The organism is Novipirellula caenicola (assembly GCF_039545035.1).
GTDB lineage: Bacteria > Planctomycetota > Planctomycetia > Pirellulales > Pirellulaceae > Novipirellula > Novipirellula caenicola.
Genome location: NZ_BAABRO010000004.1, coordinates 164,637 through 179,944, shown reverse-complemented (window position 1 = coordinate 179,944; position 15,308 = coordinate 164,637). Strand labels below are relative to the sequence as shown.

General features: G+C 55.4%; 14 protein-coding genes. 6 read left to right on the top strand and 8 right to left on the bottom strand.

The genetic code is table 11. From position 1 onward, the window contains the following. Positions 1 to 2: 2 nt before the first annotated feature. From ABEA92_RS10415 to ABEA92_RS10400, 4 genes are all read right to left on the bottom strand, one after another. Complete coding sequence (locus ABEA92_RS10415) at positions 3 to 1,091, bottom strand: vWA domain-containing protein (protein ID WP_345683766.1); 1,089 nt, start codon at positions 1,089 to 1,091, stop codon at positions 3 to 5. Then, a complete protein-coding gene (locus tag ABEA92_RS10410) occupies positions 1,091 to 2,128 on the bottom strand; it encodes a hypothetical protein (protein WP_345683765.1) in 1,038 nt (345 codons plus the stop codon). Before ABEA92_RS10410 ends, ABEA92_RS10415 begins: the two co-directional genes overlap by 1 nt. After that, a complete protein-coding gene (locus ABEA92_RS10405; protein WP_345683764.1) occupies positions 2,125 to 3,000 on the bottom strand; it encodes a DUF58 domain-containing protein in 876 nt (291 codons plus the stop codon). Before ABEA92_RS10405 ends, ABEA92_RS10410 begins: the two co-directional genes overlap by 4 nt. A gap of 201 nt (positions 3,001 to 3,201) precedes the next feature. Then, entirely contained in the window at positions 3,202 to 4,230 is a 1,029-nt protein-coding gene (locus tag ABEA92_RS10400; protein ID WP_425572421.1) for an AAA family ATPase, read from the bottom strand. 180 nt (positions 4,231 to 4,410) lie between these two features. Between ABEA92_RS10400 and ABEA92_RS10395 the strand changes: the two genes are divergently transcribed. The 5 genes from ABEA92_RS10395 to ABEA92_RS10375 all read left to right on the top strand — a co-directional run bounded on the left by ABEA92_RS10395 (position 4,411) and on the right by ABEA92_RS10375 (position 11,126). Beyond that, the gene (locus ABEA92_RS10395; protein ID WP_345683763.1) at positions 4,411 to 6,741 is read left to right on the top strand and encodes an efflux RND transporter periplasmic adaptor subunit; all 2,331 of its coding nucleotides are present in this window, start codon (positions 4,411 to 4,413) and stop codon (positions 6,739 to 6,741) included. Further along, on the top strand, positions 6,738 to 7,706 hold the full coding sequence (locus tag ABEA92_RS10390) for an HlyD family secretion protein (RefSeq protein WP_345683762.1): 969 nt from the start codon (positions 6,738 to 6,740) through the stop codon (positions 7,704 to 7,706). Before ABEA92_RS10395 ends, ABEA92_RS10390 begins: the two co-directional genes overlap by 4 nt. A 199-nt stretch (positions 7,707 to 7,905) precedes the next feature. Beyond that, positions 7,906 to 9,921 (top strand): site-2 protease family protein, encoded by a 2,016-nt coding sequence (locus tag ABEA92_RS10385; RefSeq protein WP_345683761.1) that lies wholly within the window; start codon positions 7,906 to 7,908, stop codon positions 9,919 to 9,921. Continuing rightward, positions 9,908 to 10,510 carry a peptide chain release factor family protein gene (locus tag ABEA92_RS10380; RefSeq protein ID WP_345683760.1) on the top strand — a complete coding sequence of 201 codons (603 nt, stop codon included), beginning with the start codon at positions 9,908 to 9,910 and terminating at the stop codon, positions 10,508 to 10,510. Before ABEA92_RS10385 ends, ABEA92_RS10380 begins: the two co-directional genes overlap by 14 nt. Before the next feature lie 316 nt (positions 10,511 to 10,826). After that, the gene (locus tag ABEA92_RS10375; RefSeq protein ID WP_345683759.1) at positions 10,827 to 11,126 is read left to right on the top strand and encodes a hypothetical protein; all 300 of its coding nucleotides are present in this window, start codon (positions 10,827 to 10,829) and stop codon (positions 11,124 to 11,126) included. 116 nt (positions 11,127 to 11,242) lie between these two features. Here the strand turns inward: ABEA92_RS10375 and ABEA92_RS10370 are convergent, their stop codons facing one another. After that, on the bottom strand, positions 11,243 to 12,019 hold the full coding sequence (locus tag ABEA92_RS10370; RefSeq protein WP_345683758.1) for an NRDE family protein: 777 nt from the start codon (positions 12,017 to 12,019) through the stop codon (positions 11,243 to 11,245). A 300-nt stretch (positions 12,020 to 12,319) separates the two neighbouring features. Between ABEA92_RS10370 and ABEA92_RS10365 the strand changes: the two genes are divergently transcribed. Further along, on the top strand, positions 12,320 to 12,583 hold the full coding sequence (locus tag ABEA92_RS10365) for a FliM/FliN family flagellar motor switch protein (protein ID WP_345683757.1): 264 nt from the start codon (positions 12,320 to 12,322) through the stop codon (positions 12,581 to 12,583). Here ABEA92_RS10365 and ABEA92_RS10360 read toward each other — a convergent pair. The 3 genes from ABEA92_RS10360 to ABEA92_RS10350 all read right to left on the bottom strand — a co-directional run bounded on the left by ABEA92_RS10360 (position 12,580) and on the right by ABEA92_RS10350 (position 15,054). After that, positions 12,580 to 13,395, bottom strand: coding sequence for a TIM barrel protein (locus ABEA92_RS10360; RefSeq protein WP_345683756.1), 816 nt, complete (start codon positions 13,393 to 13,395; stop codon positions 12,580 to 12,582). The two genes, ABEA92_RS10365 and ABEA92_RS10360, sit on opposite strands and share 4 nt — an antisense overlap. Positions 13,396 to 13,584: 189 nt before the next feature. Further along, entirely contained in the window at positions 13,585 to 14,535 is a 951-nt protein-coding gene (locus ABEA92_RS10355; RefSeq protein WP_345684032.1) for an aldo/keto reductase, read from the bottom strand. Between the two features lie 222 nt (positions 14,536 to 14,757). After that, positions 14,758 to 15,054: a BON domain-containing protein gene (locus ABEA92_RS10350; RefSeq protein ID WP_345683755.1), complete on the bottom strand. Its 297-nt coding sequence runs from the start codon at positions 15,052 to 15,054 to the stop codon at positions 14,758 to 14,760. Positions 15,055 to 15,308: the final 254 nt, after the last annotated feature.

Genomic DNA, 15,308 nt, shown 5'->3' with positions numbered 1-15,308 from the left:
CGTTACACCCACGCTCGAATCAGCACATACTTGACCATCACGCTGGCGGCGATCAAACACAATGCACAAAGGGCAATCGGTGGAAATGTGATCGCGTTCCAGGTGAACGGCTGGACCGCCAATTCGCGGTAGTCCGTGAATTGATGCGATTCGATCTTCGTTTTCTCGAGTTCATCGATCGCTTCGTAGATCGCTTCGAGCGACTGAGTGTCGGTGGCCCTGAAGTATTCGGCCCCGGTGGTTTCCGCGATTTTTCGCAGCGTGTCTTCGTCGATGTTGACGTTCATCCACTGCACGGTCGCTTCGCCGGTAAAGGGATGCCGCGACGGAAACGGTGCTCGTCCCTTGGTACCAACCCCGATCGTGTAGATTTTGATTCCCATCGTCTTGGCCAGCTCGGCGGCCTGGATCGGATCAAACTCGCCCGCGGTGTTCTCGCCATCGGTCATCAAGATAATGACTTTGCTTTTAACCGATTCTTTGTCGCCCGTTTCCAATGACTGCAGTTTTTCGACCGCCAAACTGATGGCATCGCCGATCGCGGTCCCATCCTCGCGGCGCTGCGTCACAATCTCGGCTCGATTGAGTTGTTCAAGTAGGAATGCATGATCCAGCGTCGGGGGGGTGATGGCATCGGCAAATCCAGCGAACGTGATCAAGCCAATCAAATCGCTGGCGCGGCCGGCGATTCCATCTTGATCGGCTTCCTCTTCGTCTCCTTTGACAAAGCTTGCGGCCACGTTTTTGATTGCGGTCAAACGATCGACATGGTTTCCATCGATCTTAAAATCCATCGCCTGCATGCTGCCGCTGCGGTCAACGACCATTTCCATCGCGATCCCTTCGGAATCGATCACGGTTTGCTCGCGGCCCACTCGTGGTCGCGCTAAGGCAATGATCATCGCAACCAACGCCAGCAGCGTCAGGAACTCAGGGAGCCACGCCAACCGTTGACGCCACGTTGGCCGAATCCCCGCGATGCTGTGGGTCGAGCTAAATCCAATCGACCACGATTGTCGTCGCCGAAACATGCTCCAGCCAAGCAGCGGTACCAAAGCCAATAACAACAGGAACCAAGGACTTTCAAACATCACACGTCCTCCCTGCTGCCGGACGCGACTGGCGAACCGGACGAATGGTCCAGCAATTCATGCAGGAAATTCGTCGCGTCTTGCACCTTTGGTTTGATTTCATCCGACGCCAACCGATGCGGTGCGAATTTGGTTTGTTCAACGTCCATCAACCATGCGTTCAAACGGTTTTGATGTTCACTGGCAAGCGATGACTTTGTGCTCACGAAGCGAACGACTTCGTCGGTCGTCATCACGGTGGGGTTCATGCCTTCGCGAGCGATGACAAAATCGCGAGCGATCTCGGCAAGTTCGAGGTAGGCCGATCGGTTATCGATTTGTCCTACCTCGTAACGCTGCTTCAGCGAGGCCAAGCGTCGCGATGCCCACTGTTTGGGCGTGACGGGCTTTTGCATCCGCCGTTTGACCAGAAATGCAACGAAGGCAAGGGCTATCAATCCGGCTGCGATCGCGGGCCACCCAATCGGTGTCGATTCGGATTGCGAAGGAATCGGCAACGCGGGTTTCATCGGGCGAAATGCTGTGGGGTTATCCTCGCTCGTTAAGACGCTGTTGATGTGGATCGGAATCGGTGTGCTGCGAACGAGGCCTGATTGCGAGTTGGCGGCATCGCGAAGGACATAACGAATCTCGATCGCAGGAATCGTCTGCTCGCCCACTTCGATCGTTTCCAACTTCATTCGCCGCGTCCAACGTCGCGTTGACGAATCGGCGTCATCCAGCACCGGTATCGACGGCAAATCCTCGACCGCAACGACATCAAATGGCCCCAATGTTTCGGTCGTTGGCGGAAACGTAATCTCCGCGTCCACGGGAGCAGTCACGGTGAGCGTCAACTCGATCGGATCCAGCAGCAATGCCTCGGTTCGATTGACGGTCGCGTTGACGTCAACTTGACGGTCGTGTTCAGCGGCATCGAGGGGCGATGATCCGATCATCAGCGCGATTGCGAACATTGCTACTCGTGCGACCGCAAGCAAGCAAAAACGAGGTTGCCGTTTACGTGTACTGAATTCACGTGCATTCAATCCGTTCACCGCTGTGTCTCCCGATGATAGAAGTACTGTTGCAGTGGATGGACAAAATCGTGTCCGGTTTCGAGATAGATCGCGGGCATTCGCATGCGTCGAAAGGAGGATTCGAGGTTCTCGAAATGCTGCTGTACCGAATCGGTGTAGGCACGTCGCACGCGGGCGCTGCTGGTGTCCATCGTGACCAATTGGCCGGTTTCTAAATCACGCAGCCGGACCAATCCGATATTGGGCATCGTCATTTCACGCTCGTCGCGGACGACGACGGGGATGATCTCGTGACGACGACGAGCGACCTTTAACGTGTTTTCGCAATGAGTGTCTTGGAAATCGCTGATCAGAAAGACGACCATTTTTCGGTGCGACGTGCGGTTGAGATGCTCAATCGCCGACGTCACACTGGTTCCGCTGCCCACGGGGTGGCAATACAGCAGGTCCCGGATCAAACGCAAACAGTGACGAGTGCCTTTGCGAGGTGGAATCGATTTTTCCACGCGATCCGAAAACAGCGTTAAACCAACTTTGTCATTGTTTTTGATCGCAGAAAAGGCCAAGGTCGCGCCGAGTTCGGCAACTAGTTCACGTTTGGTTTGCGATTGCGTTCCAAATCCTTGCGACGGACTGATATCGACCAGCAGCTGGACCGACATCTCTCGTTCTTCGCGAAACAGTTTGACGTAGGGTTGATCCGCCCGCGCCGTGACGTTCCAGTCGATGCTGCGTACGTCGTCGCCGATCGCATACGGCCGGACTTCCTCGAACTCCATACCGGTCCCCTTGAACGCCGAGTGCCATCCGCCGGCCAGCAGATCGTCCACGACGTGGGAGGTTCGGATTTGAATCCGACGAATCTTTTTCAGGATTTCTGGAGGAATCAAGGTTGTTGGGTCTCTTACAAAACAAGTCAACGGAGGGCGAGTTAACCATTGATCCGCGTTGGAACAATCGCTGACGTGGTGGATCTTGCTAAAGATCCTGTCCGCATGATTGATGCAGTGGATCTAGCTGAAGATCCTTTCCGCATGGGATCTTTAGCAAGATCCACTACGGGGTTTATGGCATCGGAAATATCAGCGGGCTTACGGCACCGCAACTGCGTCCAAAATCATTTGTACGATGTGTTCGCTTGTTTTCTCTTCCGCTTCGGCTTCGTAGGTGATCATCACACGGTGCCGCAGCACATCCATCGCAATATCCTTGACGTCCTGAGGCGTGACGTAGGCTCGGCGATGCAAGAACGCGTTCGCTTTGGCGGCCAATGTCAAGTTGATCGTCGCACGTGGCGACGCACCGAACTGGATCCACTGGGTGATCGGCAAACCGTAGGCCTCGCATTTACGTGTCGCCATCACCAAATCGACGATGTACTCGGCAATGCGTCGATCGACAAAGACTTGGTCGACAAGGTCGCGAGCACGGACAATCTCTTCGGGCGTGGTGACCGCTACGACTTCGTCCACACGGCGTGTTCGCGACATCCGGCTGAGAATCTCGAGTTCTTCGTCGCGAGTCGGATAGTCGACGACGACCTTCATCATAAAACGGTCCATCTGAGCTTCGGGCAGCGGGTACGTTCCCTCTTGCTCGACTGGGTTCTGTGTGGCCATCACGAGGAACGGATCAGGCAGCGGGAATGTTTCGCTGCCGATCGTGACTTGGCGATCCTGCATCGCTTCGAGCAGTGCACTTTGCACTTTTGCCGGAGCCCGGTTGATTTCGTCGGCGAGGATCAAATTGGCAAAGATCGGACCTTTTTGGACGACAAATTCTTGTTGTGCCGGTCGATAGACTTGCGTTCCGATCAAGTCGGCCGGAAGCAGGTCGGGGGTGAATTGCAGCCGCTGGAAATTGGCATGGATCGCTTTCGAGAGCGTCGCCACGGCGGTCGTCTTGGCCAGCCCTGGAACGCCTTCGATCAACAAATGACCGCCGGTCAAAAGTCCGACCAACAAACGATGGACGAGCACCTGTTGTCCGACCAGCGTTTTGGCGACCTCGTTGGCCAACCGCTGCATCGGTTCGCCATGCCGCTGGATTTCCTCGACCAGCTGCGAGTCCAATGATGGAGTTCCGCGGTTGGTTTTTTCCGTGGTATCGGCTTCAAACATTGTTTCTCGTTTTTTCCATGAAGGCGGGAAATTTTAGGGACGTTGCGGTAACGCCGTAGCGAAAACGACGCCCCGATTTCAAGACGAATTTTAAGGGTAGCAAATCGGATACCAGCGGCCGCAAGCCGCTCGGTTAGGTGGTTCTACGCCAGCTTTTACGGACTTTCGCGAGATCGGTTCATGATCAGTCCGGGGCAATTTGCCCCACGCGAGTCAGCCCTCCGCAACGAGGATTTGCCGTCAATTCGCAATTCACATTGCTCGATTCGCTTGGTTTTGATACCTGAGTTGTTGTCGATGGATCCCTTGGGACGACATCGTGACGTTTCCCCTTCACCAAACCACCCGTTTACGAACCAAGCCCATCTCGTGAATTCGGCCACGTCGGACGCTCCATTCGTTTTTTCGCCTGCGAGCTCGCCGCTCCGCCCGCATGCGGCTGCGCCTGCGACCAACGGGCCACGGGCCGCCGAATCGCTGGTCGATGAAACGCGACGCGAGATTTCCGAGATGGTTCGCGAGATCGCGTTGGCGGTCCGCAGCGAGCGATCGCGTGCTGAATTTTTGGGCATGTTGGCAGATCGTATCCTACGAGCGATGGCTGCCGAAGGTGTCTTGATATGGCAAATCGATCGCAGTGAACCGGTTGCCGCGCATCACGCCGGGATTGCAGCCGGATCGAACACTCCTGCCGCCGCTGCGACACCCGTTCTTAGCGTCGTTCACCGGATTGGTGAGATCACCGACCGCTCGATTCCGGCGGGCTCGGTGGCGGCCCACGATCGTATGCTGTTGGAAGTCAGCGACGCAGCCCAGCCTGTCGTCGTGCCGGCCACTCCGGCCGCGTCCGATCCCGAGGTGCCCGCCAATCCAACCGACTTTCCCGCCGCCGTGGTTCCGATCCAGTGCGATTCGGCCAACACGGGCGAATCGTACCTACTCGAAGTCTTTCTCGAACAAGAATGTGGCGTTGCAACCCAACGTGGTTATTTGCGTTTTGTCGCTCAGATGGCCGACCTTGCTGGCGAATTTTTACGCAGCGATCAACTTCGCGACTTGCATCGCCGACGACAGCGAAGCGAACAAGTCGATGCCGTGATTGCATCGATCCACGGATTAACGAGTCGTGAAAAGATCGAAGCGAGAGTGGTCGACGCCGCTTCGGATCTATTTGGATTCGATCGCGTCGGGCTCTGTTATCTTCGCAATGACGTGGCCCAACTGAGTGCGGTGAGCTACGTCAATACAATCGACATTCGCGGGGCCGCCGCGAAACAGATGATTGCCACAGCGGAATCGTTTTACACTCCCGAAACCTATGTGGTGTTGGAAGCAGACGATTCTGACGACAAACCCAGCACGCCGCTGCAGCCCCGTGTTGTGGTCGCCGCGGAAGCTTGCGATTCGCTCTGCTTGGTCGGCCTAGCCAACGCGGATTCGACGATCGATTGCCATGGTATGGCCAATGATCTGCAGCGGTTAGCGAAACACGCCGGACTTGCGATTCGCCATCGCAAAAGTATTGAAGCGATCCCGGGTGGCCAATGGTTGGTGTCGTTTGCAAACCAAAGCCGTAGCCAACGCAGCGGAAATTGGTTGGCGCGAGGGTTTGCAATTGCAATGTTGACACTGATTGCCGTCGTCGCACTGCTGCCCGTGCCAATGGTGGTTACCACGCCAGCCACGCTGAGACCCGAAAAAATTCAGTCGCTGTTTGCGTCACGCAGTGCGATTGTCAAACAGATCCATGTTTCCCATGGTGATCGTGTCCGCCGTGGTCAAGCTCTGTTGACGATGCACGATCCTGAACTGGAAAAACAGATCACGACGTTGCTTGGACGACATGCCGTCCTGTTGCAAAAACAAGCTGCCGTCACCACGGCGCTGGTGGATTCAGCATCGCACCGTGATCGCAGCGAACAAATTCAGAGCGAGCGAAGTTTGGTTGCCGAGGAATTGCAAGCGATTGACGATCAATTGCAGATATTGAGGCAAGTCAAAGAATCGTTGGTATTGCGTGCCAGTGAAGATGGCGTGGTCGACAGTTGGCAAATCCGACGTCGTTTGCTCGGTCGGCCCGTCGTGCGAGGCGACAAACTGCTCGAGGTGATCGGCGAGGACACGGCTTGGTTGGTGGACGCTCGCGTTCCGCTCTCACGAATTGCCTCGGTCCGTTCGGCACTGAAATCGGAAACGCTTCGCACCGCCGTTTTGATCGATGGTAGCGAAACGCCCAATCACAACGCCGTGGTCCAGCAATTTGGTCCATCGATGCGTAACGTCAAAGACGACACCGACACCAAAGCGGTGGTGCTGCGTATCGAAAACGGTGACGATATCGGCGCCCTGTTTGGTGCGGGCCCCGTCTCGGGATCGCCGGTGCGAGTCCTGTTTCGCTGTGAAACCAAACCCGCGATCGGAGTGCTGTTCTATGACGCGTTTGAAGCGGTTCGCAGCACGATCGGATTGTATTGGTCGGCCCGTTCCCAACCCACGGAAAACGCAGCATGAAGATCATCACTCTCGTATCACGCTCGCTGTGTCTTTTGACCAGTTTGACATGGCTGGGCAGCAGTTTGGCTGCGGAAAACAGCACGATTGAGGTTACCGATTGTGTCGTCCGTTTCGCCGAGGAAGTGCATGTTCCGAGTGTCGAATCGGGACGTGTGGCGGCGGTCAATGTCAAGCTGAATGAACCAATCGACAGCAATGCCATCATCGCTCGCTTGGATGATCGATCGCTGAAAATTCGGCATCGGGCTTCGACGCTGCGACTCGATCATGCGCGGCGCACCGCGATGGACGATGTTGAACTTCGGTACGCGGAAACGGCATTGGCCGAAGCCGAAGCCGAACTGGATTCCAACCGTTCGATTCAGAAAGATGTTAGTGGCGCGATCCCGCTCAGCCATCTCCGCCGTTTACGTCTTGCAGTAGAACGTGGCGAATTAGAAGTCGCGTTGGCTAAGAAGCGACGTGTCGAAGCCCAAGTCGAAGTTGAGATGCGGGAAGCCGATGTCGCGATGCTTGATGACCAACTTCGCAATCTCGAGATCACCAGCCCGTTGGCTGGGACGGTGCTTGAAATTAGCCGTTCGCCCGGCGAATGGATCGAAAAAGGAGAGGCAATCGCCACCGTCGCTCGTCTGGATCGTCTGCACGTCCATGCACTCGTGCGACTCGATGCGTTGCCGATGGGGCAATGCCAGGGATTGCCGATCAGCGTTCGCTGGGTGGATTCACACAGCGGTGTCGAACGATCTTTACGTGGTTCGGTATTGTCACTCGATCCGCAGGTGTTAGCCGGAGCACGTTATCGGTTGCATGCGGAAGTGATCAATCGGCGGGATGAAAATGATCCGTCGCGATGGCAATTGGTCCCAGGGACCGAAGTGCGGATGACGGTGTTTGTAAACCAGCCTGTTGCAGAAAATGCTTCGGCGCCGATCGTCTACCCGAGTCAACGGTTGCGGTAGGTTTCATGGGATTTTTACTTTGTCGATAATACACAACCCGAAGCGTCGCTTTTTAAGTTGCGCTATTGTCGTTTTTTCAGGCAAATCATAACCCGACGCGTCAGCGAGGGACCGAGTCAAAATAAAGATTCCCTCGCTTACGCGTCGGGTTGTGAAAAACTCGCAACTCATAGTGTCGGAGGCACGACTCTAATCATTCATGTCCAGCACGCCTGCTATCGAAACGCCGCGATTGAGCATTCGCAGCGATCTGGATTCGATTCGGATCGATGAAGGGCAACGCGCTTCGCGGCTGGTCATCGATGATGTCAGCGGCCAATTTTCGAGAATTACCGAGCGAGCATGGCTGCAACTTTGTCGCCGCGATGCGACCGCGACGTTGTGGAAACAGGCCCACCATGCTGGATGGACACGGACACGATCGAGTATCGCAAGTCAACGTTCTTCCTTGCTCGCCATTCGTATCCCGTTGGGATCGATCGACGGGATCGCCAAATGGATGGCGGGATACAGCGGAGTCCTGTTTGCCCCCGTTGCGATCGTGTTCTGGAGTGGATTGATCGCGGCGGCATTGCTACTGGCGCTTTCACGCAGTCCGCAGTGGATTCACGGGCTGCAGAACCTGCCACACTTTTTATCGACCACCAATTCGCTATTGATCGCCGTGACATTCTTGGCGACCAAAACGGTTCACGAATTGTCGCATGCGGTGATGTGTCGGCGGATGGGGGCGAGGAGCAAATCGGTGGGCGTGTTTTTGTTTTGTGGCGTCCCGTCGCCCTATTGTGATGTGACCGACGTGTGGCGACTGCCCTCGGCCATCAGCCGTGCGGCGGTGATGTTAGCGGGGATTTACGTCGAATTGATTATCGCTGCGATTGCAACCTTTGTCTGGTGCGCTGCGAATGATCCCGCTATCCGACTGCTGGCAATGAATTTGATGATTGTCTGTGGGATAAGCACGGTGCTATTTAACGCCAATCCGTTGATGCGGTATGACGGTTATTTCGTGTTGATGGATTGGGTGCGAAGCACGAATTTACGTCGCGAAGCACGCGACTGTTTTCAAGCCACCGTGACCAGCCGAATCGCCGGCAAGGCGTATGGACGATTCCAGCGATGCGGTGTCCGCGGCATCGCGTTGTCAATCTATCACGTGGCGTCGCTGATCTACCGCAGTTTGATTCTAGTGGCGATTGCTACGTTGATTCTTAGCCTAGCCGGAGTGGTACATTTACGGTTCGTTGCCGTTGTGGTGGTTACTTTGGCGGCAGCCGCGATGATCTTGCGTCAAATCAAATCGAGCTTTGGAATCCTACGAGGCGAGGGACATTGGATGAACGTTCGTTTGTGGCGACGTTTCGCCATTGTATTGACGATGATGGGATTTTTGATCGCGGCGCTACTACTGCCCGTGCCTCGCTACCGTCACGTCGAAGGAATCGTCGACTCGGCCGATGCCGTCAACGTGTTCTTGCCGCCGGACAGCCAAATCAATTCGGTCGCGATCGAGGTGGGACAACACGTTCAAGCCGACCAATTGATCGCCACGCTGACCAACGAACACGAACGGATTGAAGCGGCACGGCTTCACGGCGAATTACGATTAGCCAAATTACGGAACAATCTTGCGCGTCGCAACGCACTGGATCGTCCGCAAGTGGCATCGCAATGGACGACGTTACAAGCAGCGGAAACATCGGTGGAAATGTTATTAGACGATGTCCACGGCCGACTTGATCAAACCAACGTCGTCGCTCCGGTGGCGGGGACGGTGTTGCCGCCAAGCCCACGCTACGAATCGGCCAACCCATCATCGTCGATTTGGATGGCGGGCCAAGTCGGCGCCGTCGCTGGTTCACGTGAATCTTGGTGCCGAATCAGTCCTGCGGGGCAGCGGCATGCCGTTTTTCGCATCGATGCTCGTGACCATGACAAAATAAACCAAGGAACCCAAGTCCGCATTCATTTGCAAAACGGGGCGACCGAAGTGTTTTCATCCGAGATCGAATCGGTGTCGGCAATTCAGACCGACTCGCAATCGATCACGCAAGAAGCCAACTACCAAATTTTGTGCCCCTTGCCCCCTTCGAATTCAGCCGAGATGATGGATTCAATTGGCGCCACATGCTCGGGAGTCATTCGATTGCCATCACGTGCGATTGCTGTCGATCTTGTTCAGTGGATCAGCGAGTTTATTCGTGGCCAAATCTAATTCGAACCAGGATCGCCGAACGACGACCGCTCAGATGCCCGAGCCATCGCAGCGATTGCCGATCGATATCCACGCGGGGCTGCACCCCAGTCTGATCACGCCCGAAAAATTGCTTGACGATTGCGAATTGCGGACTCAGCGGCGAAGTGGACCGGGAGGCCAACATCGCAACAAGACCAGCTCGGGGGCATTCCTGTTGCACCGGCCTACGGCAAAGGTTGCTGAGGCGACCGAGAAGCGAAGCCAAGCCCAGAACCGCGATGTCGCACTCGAACGTTTGCGATACCTGTTGGCGATCGAAGTCCGCACGACGTCCGTGTTTGATGGACCCGTGCCGGAGTTCGAATCCGAGTTTCGAGAACGGTTTCTCGGGAACGTCAAACGGATGAACGAACACAATGTCGACAAGCCCGCCGTGTTAGCGCTGCTGCTGAACGATCTTCACGCCACAGGTGGACAGCCGAGCTTGGTCGCCAAGCGGTGGAAATGCAGCACCAGTGCGATTGTCACTATGCTGCAATCGGTGCCCCCGGCGTTCGCTTTGGTCAATCGGATACGTCACCACCACGATCGATTGCCGCTTCGGTAGTAACGGCTAACCCGCATAACCCCGATGATCGTTCGCACGCCGACTGGCGATCTCAACGCGAGTTTGTTGGGGTGCTTCTTGAGGGGCTTACATAAGCTAGGGTTGCGGGCGTCAACATCGCGGCAAGCAATTTACCAATGCCATCTACTTTGGTAGCGGTGCGGCGCGAGCCGCCCGGTTGCAGCGAGGAATGACGTTCGTGTGAGAGCGTCCAGCTTCGGCAAATCCCAACCCGACGCGTCACCGAGGGACCGAGTCAAGATAAAGCGGCGCGGGGATTGCGACAACAAATTTGCTAAGATTGGAGTACAAGAAGATGGGAATTTTAGAAACCTTGTTCGGGCAATCTAACGAGATCCTAGAAAGCACCGGTGGCGAAGGTTGGAACAAGCATGGCTTTGGGACGAAGTATCTGTTGATTACCAGCAACGATTCGCAACCGGTTGCTCGGCTTTATGGCACCGCACGCGACTCGCGACGCGAACTGTTGGACGCGATCGATGTTCTGCTGTGCAACGAAGACAAATGTTTGTTGATCGGCGTCGAGGCAGGTGATGGGATTTCTCGCTTCTTTCGCCTGAATCCAAACGAAGCTCGAGAGCGTCTAGGTGCTTGATTTGCTTGCTTCCGATTTCCACGGTGATGCAAAAACGAAAACGGCTCGCTGTGAACATGTTCACGACGAGCCGTCTTGTTTGATTAAGCAAGTGATGTCCCGCTGAGGGGCAATGTTTAAGTCGCTTTCGCCTTGGTGCGGGCTTCGCGAAGTCCGCGGCTGAGGATATCACGCAGCATTGGCGAGAAGTCTTCGTATTTGGCTTCGTCTGGTGCGCCCTTGCTGAATTGGTAGATCGCATCGCGAGGTTTAACGCCAAGTGCGATCAACGAGCTGCTGACGGTTCCGTATTCTGCATTTCGCATCACCATGCTTGGTCGTCCTTGGCCGACGGGTGCACGGGCGAATACCTTGCTAGCGACGGCCAAGAATTTCACTGGCGAATCGAGCGTCTGCAGCGTCAACAAGCGACGCGCCATCTGGACCCGTTGATCTTCGGGGTCGTTCAAGTTGCGAGCACCGATGATGTTCAATCCATCACGCAGTTCAACCACCTCTTGGCGTTCATCGGCATGAATCGCATACCCATTGCTAGCGTCGGCGATGATGATGTTGCAGCCTTCATAGCGAGTCTTTGCGAACTCGGCATGGGCTTTGTCGAGCGCCTTGTTTGCGGTGGTGCAACGCAGCAGATCCAAAGCAAGCAAACCACGCGATCGTTGGCCAAATAAGGGCATCGACGTTGCACGATTGCACAAGCCGACGAAAACACCGTTTTGGTTAACCCCCAGCCACGTCCCACTTGCTTTCTGGTCAATCCCGCACAAAACCCGGGGCTTGCCAGATTGGATTGAAGGCGGCAAGCTTGAGCGGTTGTAGTATTCTTCGCGATTGGCGGCCACCAAAATTGGACTTTCGGGGACCAAGCGATACTGAACGGCCAGTAAGCACATTTCGCAAGCTTTCTTTTCAAAGATCGGTTGGAGGGAATTCTCGGGCTGACGCCAGCTTCCCAGGACCAAAGCGGTCTGGGGTAACGACTCAGCACAGAACAATGTATCTACGCAACCACCGCCACTACACCCCCTGGTGAGGGGTGTCCGTCAAAAATTAACTTGATTCAGCGAATTCCGCCCTCCGTGCTGGAATTCTGGGCAATCTTTGGCGATCAAAACGGTCGATAAGGATAGGGACGAGGGCGGTTGTGAGCCCTGATTGACGTTTTTTGACCGTTCTATCCCCCTGATCGAAGTATGGCTATCAATACCTCGGCACCACATTCGAAAGCCGTTTTAGCGATTCGCACCAACGTTAGCGTCACTCTGGCCCGGCAAAAAGTGCCGCTTCGCCGAATCGTGGACCTGGTGCAAGGCTCGTTATTGACGTTTGATACTCATTGTGACGAGCCTTTGACGCTCGAAGCAGGGGGCCAGCCGATCGCGATCGGCGAAACCATCAAAATTGGGGACAAATTCGGAATTCGAATTCGCGAGATTCTTCGCAAAGAAGAAGATTAGCTCTGTGTCCAGTATTTAAAAGCTCGCATTGTTTGCCGAGCCGCTTCTTCGGGATTGGGCCACGCGAAGGCTTCGGCACACAGGTATCCCTGGTAATTGATTTGGCGAAGCGCGGCGATAATGCGGCCGTATTGCATGTGGCCGCAGCCCACCGGGCGGCGGTTGCTATCGACAAAGTGAATGTGTCCGACTTTGTCGCCGCCGCTGATCAATGCTTCGGCAATATCTGCTTCTTCGATGTTCATATGGAACAAATCGCAGAGGAGCGTGACGTTTTGGGTCGAGAGTGAATCGAGCAACTTCACCCCGTCGGCGACCGTACAGCACTGGTTCGTCTCGTAACGGTTCAGCGGTTCGTAGATCAGAGGCACGTTGTATTGGGCGGCGTGGTTGCCGCCATCTTCGAGTGCTTCGCACAAGTATTTTCGTGCGGTTGGGGCGTCCACCACCGCATCGGAACGTCCTTGCATCGAACCGATGATCGCGGAAGCGCCGAATTGACCTGCCAGATCGATGACGTCGCGAACGAACTTTTTGGCTTGTTCGCGTTTCGCAGCATCGGCGTCAGCGAGTTGCAGTTTGTGTTTGACCCAACCAGCACCGGTTCCCAGGGCGGCAAGTTTCAAGCCGGCCTTGTCCAGCAGGGTGGACAATTGATCCGCATCGATTGCTTCGGTTCCCGGAGCAAAGATCTCGACGGCGTCGTATCCCAGTTCCCCTGCGAACGCGATCGATTTTTCGAGCCCGTCCCACAAGACAAACGGGCCCCCGCGTGCTTCTTCGACGAGGCTGATGGTGATGCAAGATTTCATAGCGGTTTTATTCGGAACAGAGGAGCACGGATGGAAAACGGGAGCAGCGGAACAACGCGACGAGGATCGTAGTGGACGAGGCAACGAGTCCTTGCCATTTGCCGAGCGTACGGGACTCGTTGCCTCGTCCACTACGGACCTCGTTCGCCGGGCCTCGTTCACTGCCCCAAAATCAGCCTAAACGAAACACTAGGCGGCGGGGCCGTCGTTGTTTTCAGGACGGCCTTCGACGTAGACCCAGTTGTGAATCGGTTTGAGGATCTCGAGCACTTCGGCCACCAAGGTTTCGTCAATCGGTTCGTCGAGCCAATCGCACCACTGTGCGACACGGTCAGGGTTTGCCGAACCGGTCACGCAACTTGCGAATGCTTCGTTTGCGACCGAATACTGAAGCGCCAACTTGGCAATGTCGGTCCCTTGGTCAGCACAATGTGCGGCCGCCTTTGCGGCGACTTCGCGAACCTCAGGCGTGGCTTTGTGCCATTCCGGTAGCGGGGAATTGGTCAGCAAGCGTGCTGAGAACGGCGCCGCGTTGATCAATCCGACGCCTTGTTCTTTACAGGGCTCAACCAACGCCAATGCCATGTCGTTTTGCAGGGTGTAATGATTGTAGGTCAGCACGACATCGAGGTCGGATCGCTTGAGCATCTCAAGGAAAATCTTCATCGGATAGCCGCTGACGCCAATGAAACGCACCTTGCCCTTTTCGACTTCCTTTTTCAACGCGGGAATGGTCTCGTTGACAATTTGGTCCAGGTCGACGAATTCGATGTCGTGACAAAACACCATGTCGATGTGATCGATTCGCATCCGTTCGAGCGAAATGTCAATGCTTTCAGCAACGCGTTTGGCGCTAAAATCAAAGTGCTGCGGTGCAAAGCGGCCCAGCTTGGTGCTCAGCAGATACGAGTCACGTGGCACATCGGGCAATAACCGACCGAGCATGATCTCGCTCATCCCGCGACCGTAGTAGGCCGCGGTGTCGATGTAGTTCATCCCGCGATCCAGTGCGACATGCACGGCTTTGAGTGCTTCGCCCACATCCACTTGGCGAAATTCGGCACCGATTGACGATGCGCCGAAACCGAGGACGGGAAGGGTCAGTCCAGTGTTGCCAAGAGGTCGTCGCTGCATTGCCATCGAATTGGGTTTCAGGTGAGTTTGGGAAGTGACTTGTTCGCCAAACCAACCTAACACATCCACCGCGACTGTGAGGAGTGGCGGTGTGCAGCAAAAAACGCCCTGAAATGTTTCAAATCAGACGCAAACTGTCACAAATAAGACACCGGTCGACTGACGCCCCTTGCTGTTTGCTACGGCGCCCCACCCGAAGCCGTTCAAAGCGTCAGCGAAACAGGATCACTAACACGAGCGGACGGTGATACGATCGGTAACCGTATCGACACCGGGGATCTCGATCGCAGTTTGGTAGGCCATTTGTCGTAGGTAATAGCTCTCGATCTCGCCGCGAAGTTCTACGGCTCCGACGTCACCCACGGTGACATCAATGCCGCGAAGTTGTCGGTAGCTACTCGCTTCGAATTTGCACAAGATGTCGCGACGCAGTTGATCAATCTCGTTGGTCACCGGGTCATTCACTGGCTTTTGCACCACCAACGGTTCCTTCGCAACCGTGGGCTCGCCTGGCAAATGCAGCATGAAATCAGTCCTTTGAATGCGATCAAAAAAAGAGGCAGGCAAGTGGTTGGATTCACTTCCCTGTCACCATCGAATGGAATCGGGCAATGAAGTGGAAGGACGACACGTTGTCGTGTCGGGCGTTGCAAGGAACTGTGCCTCCCAATACCAAGCATGATTCTCACGCACCCACTGGTTTTATGCAATGGTCTGTTTGCGAAAAACAAGTGATTACATCGTGATCGCCTGTGCTTCGCTTTTCCGTAGCGTGAGGG

Coding starts and splice junctions, on each gene's coding strand:
- ABEA92_RS10415 (WP_345683766.1), bottom strand. CDS start 1,091: ATGTTTGAAAGTCCTTGGTTCCTGTTGTTATTGGCTTTGGTACCGCTG.
- ABEA92_RS10400 (WP_425572421.1), bottom strand. CDS start 4,230: ATGTTTGAAGCCGATACCACGGAAAAAACCAACCGCGGAACTCCATCA.
- ABEA92_RS10395 (WP_345683763.1), top strand. CDS start 4,411: ATGATCAGTCCGGGGCAATTTGCCCCACGCGAGTCAGCCCTCCGCAAC.
- ABEA92_RS10390 (WP_345683762.1), top strand. CDS start 6,738: ATGAAGATCATCACTCTCGTATCACGCTCGCTGTGTCTTTTGACCAGT.
- ABEA92_RS10385 (WP_345683761.1), top strand. CDS start 7,906: ATGTCCAGCACGCCTGCTATCGAAACGCCGCGATTGAGCATTCGCAGC.
- ABEA92_RS10375 (WP_345683759.1), top strand. CDS start 10,827: ATGGGAATTTTAGAAACCTTGTTCGGGCAATCTAACGAGATCCTAGAA.
- ABEA92_RS10370 (WP_345683758.1), bottom strand. CDS start 12,019: ATGTGCTTACTGGCCGTTCAGTATCGCTTGGTCCCCGAAAGTCCAATT.
- ABEA92_RS10365 (WP_345683757.1), top strand. CDS start 12,320: ATGGCTATCAATACCTCGGCACCACATTCGAAAGCCGTTTTAGCGATT.
- ABEA92_RS10360 (WP_345683756.1), bottom strand. CDS start 13,395: ATGAAATCTTGCATCACCATCAGCCTCGTCGAAGAAGCACGCGGGGGC.
- ABEA92_RS10355 (WP_345684032.1), bottom strand. CDS start 14,535: ATGGCAATGCAGCGACGACCTCTTGGCAACACTGGACTGACCCTTCCC.
- ABEA92_RS10350 (WP_345683755.1), bottom strand. CDS start 15,054: ATGCTGCATTTGCCAGGCGAGCCCACGGTTGCGAAGGAACCGTTGGTG.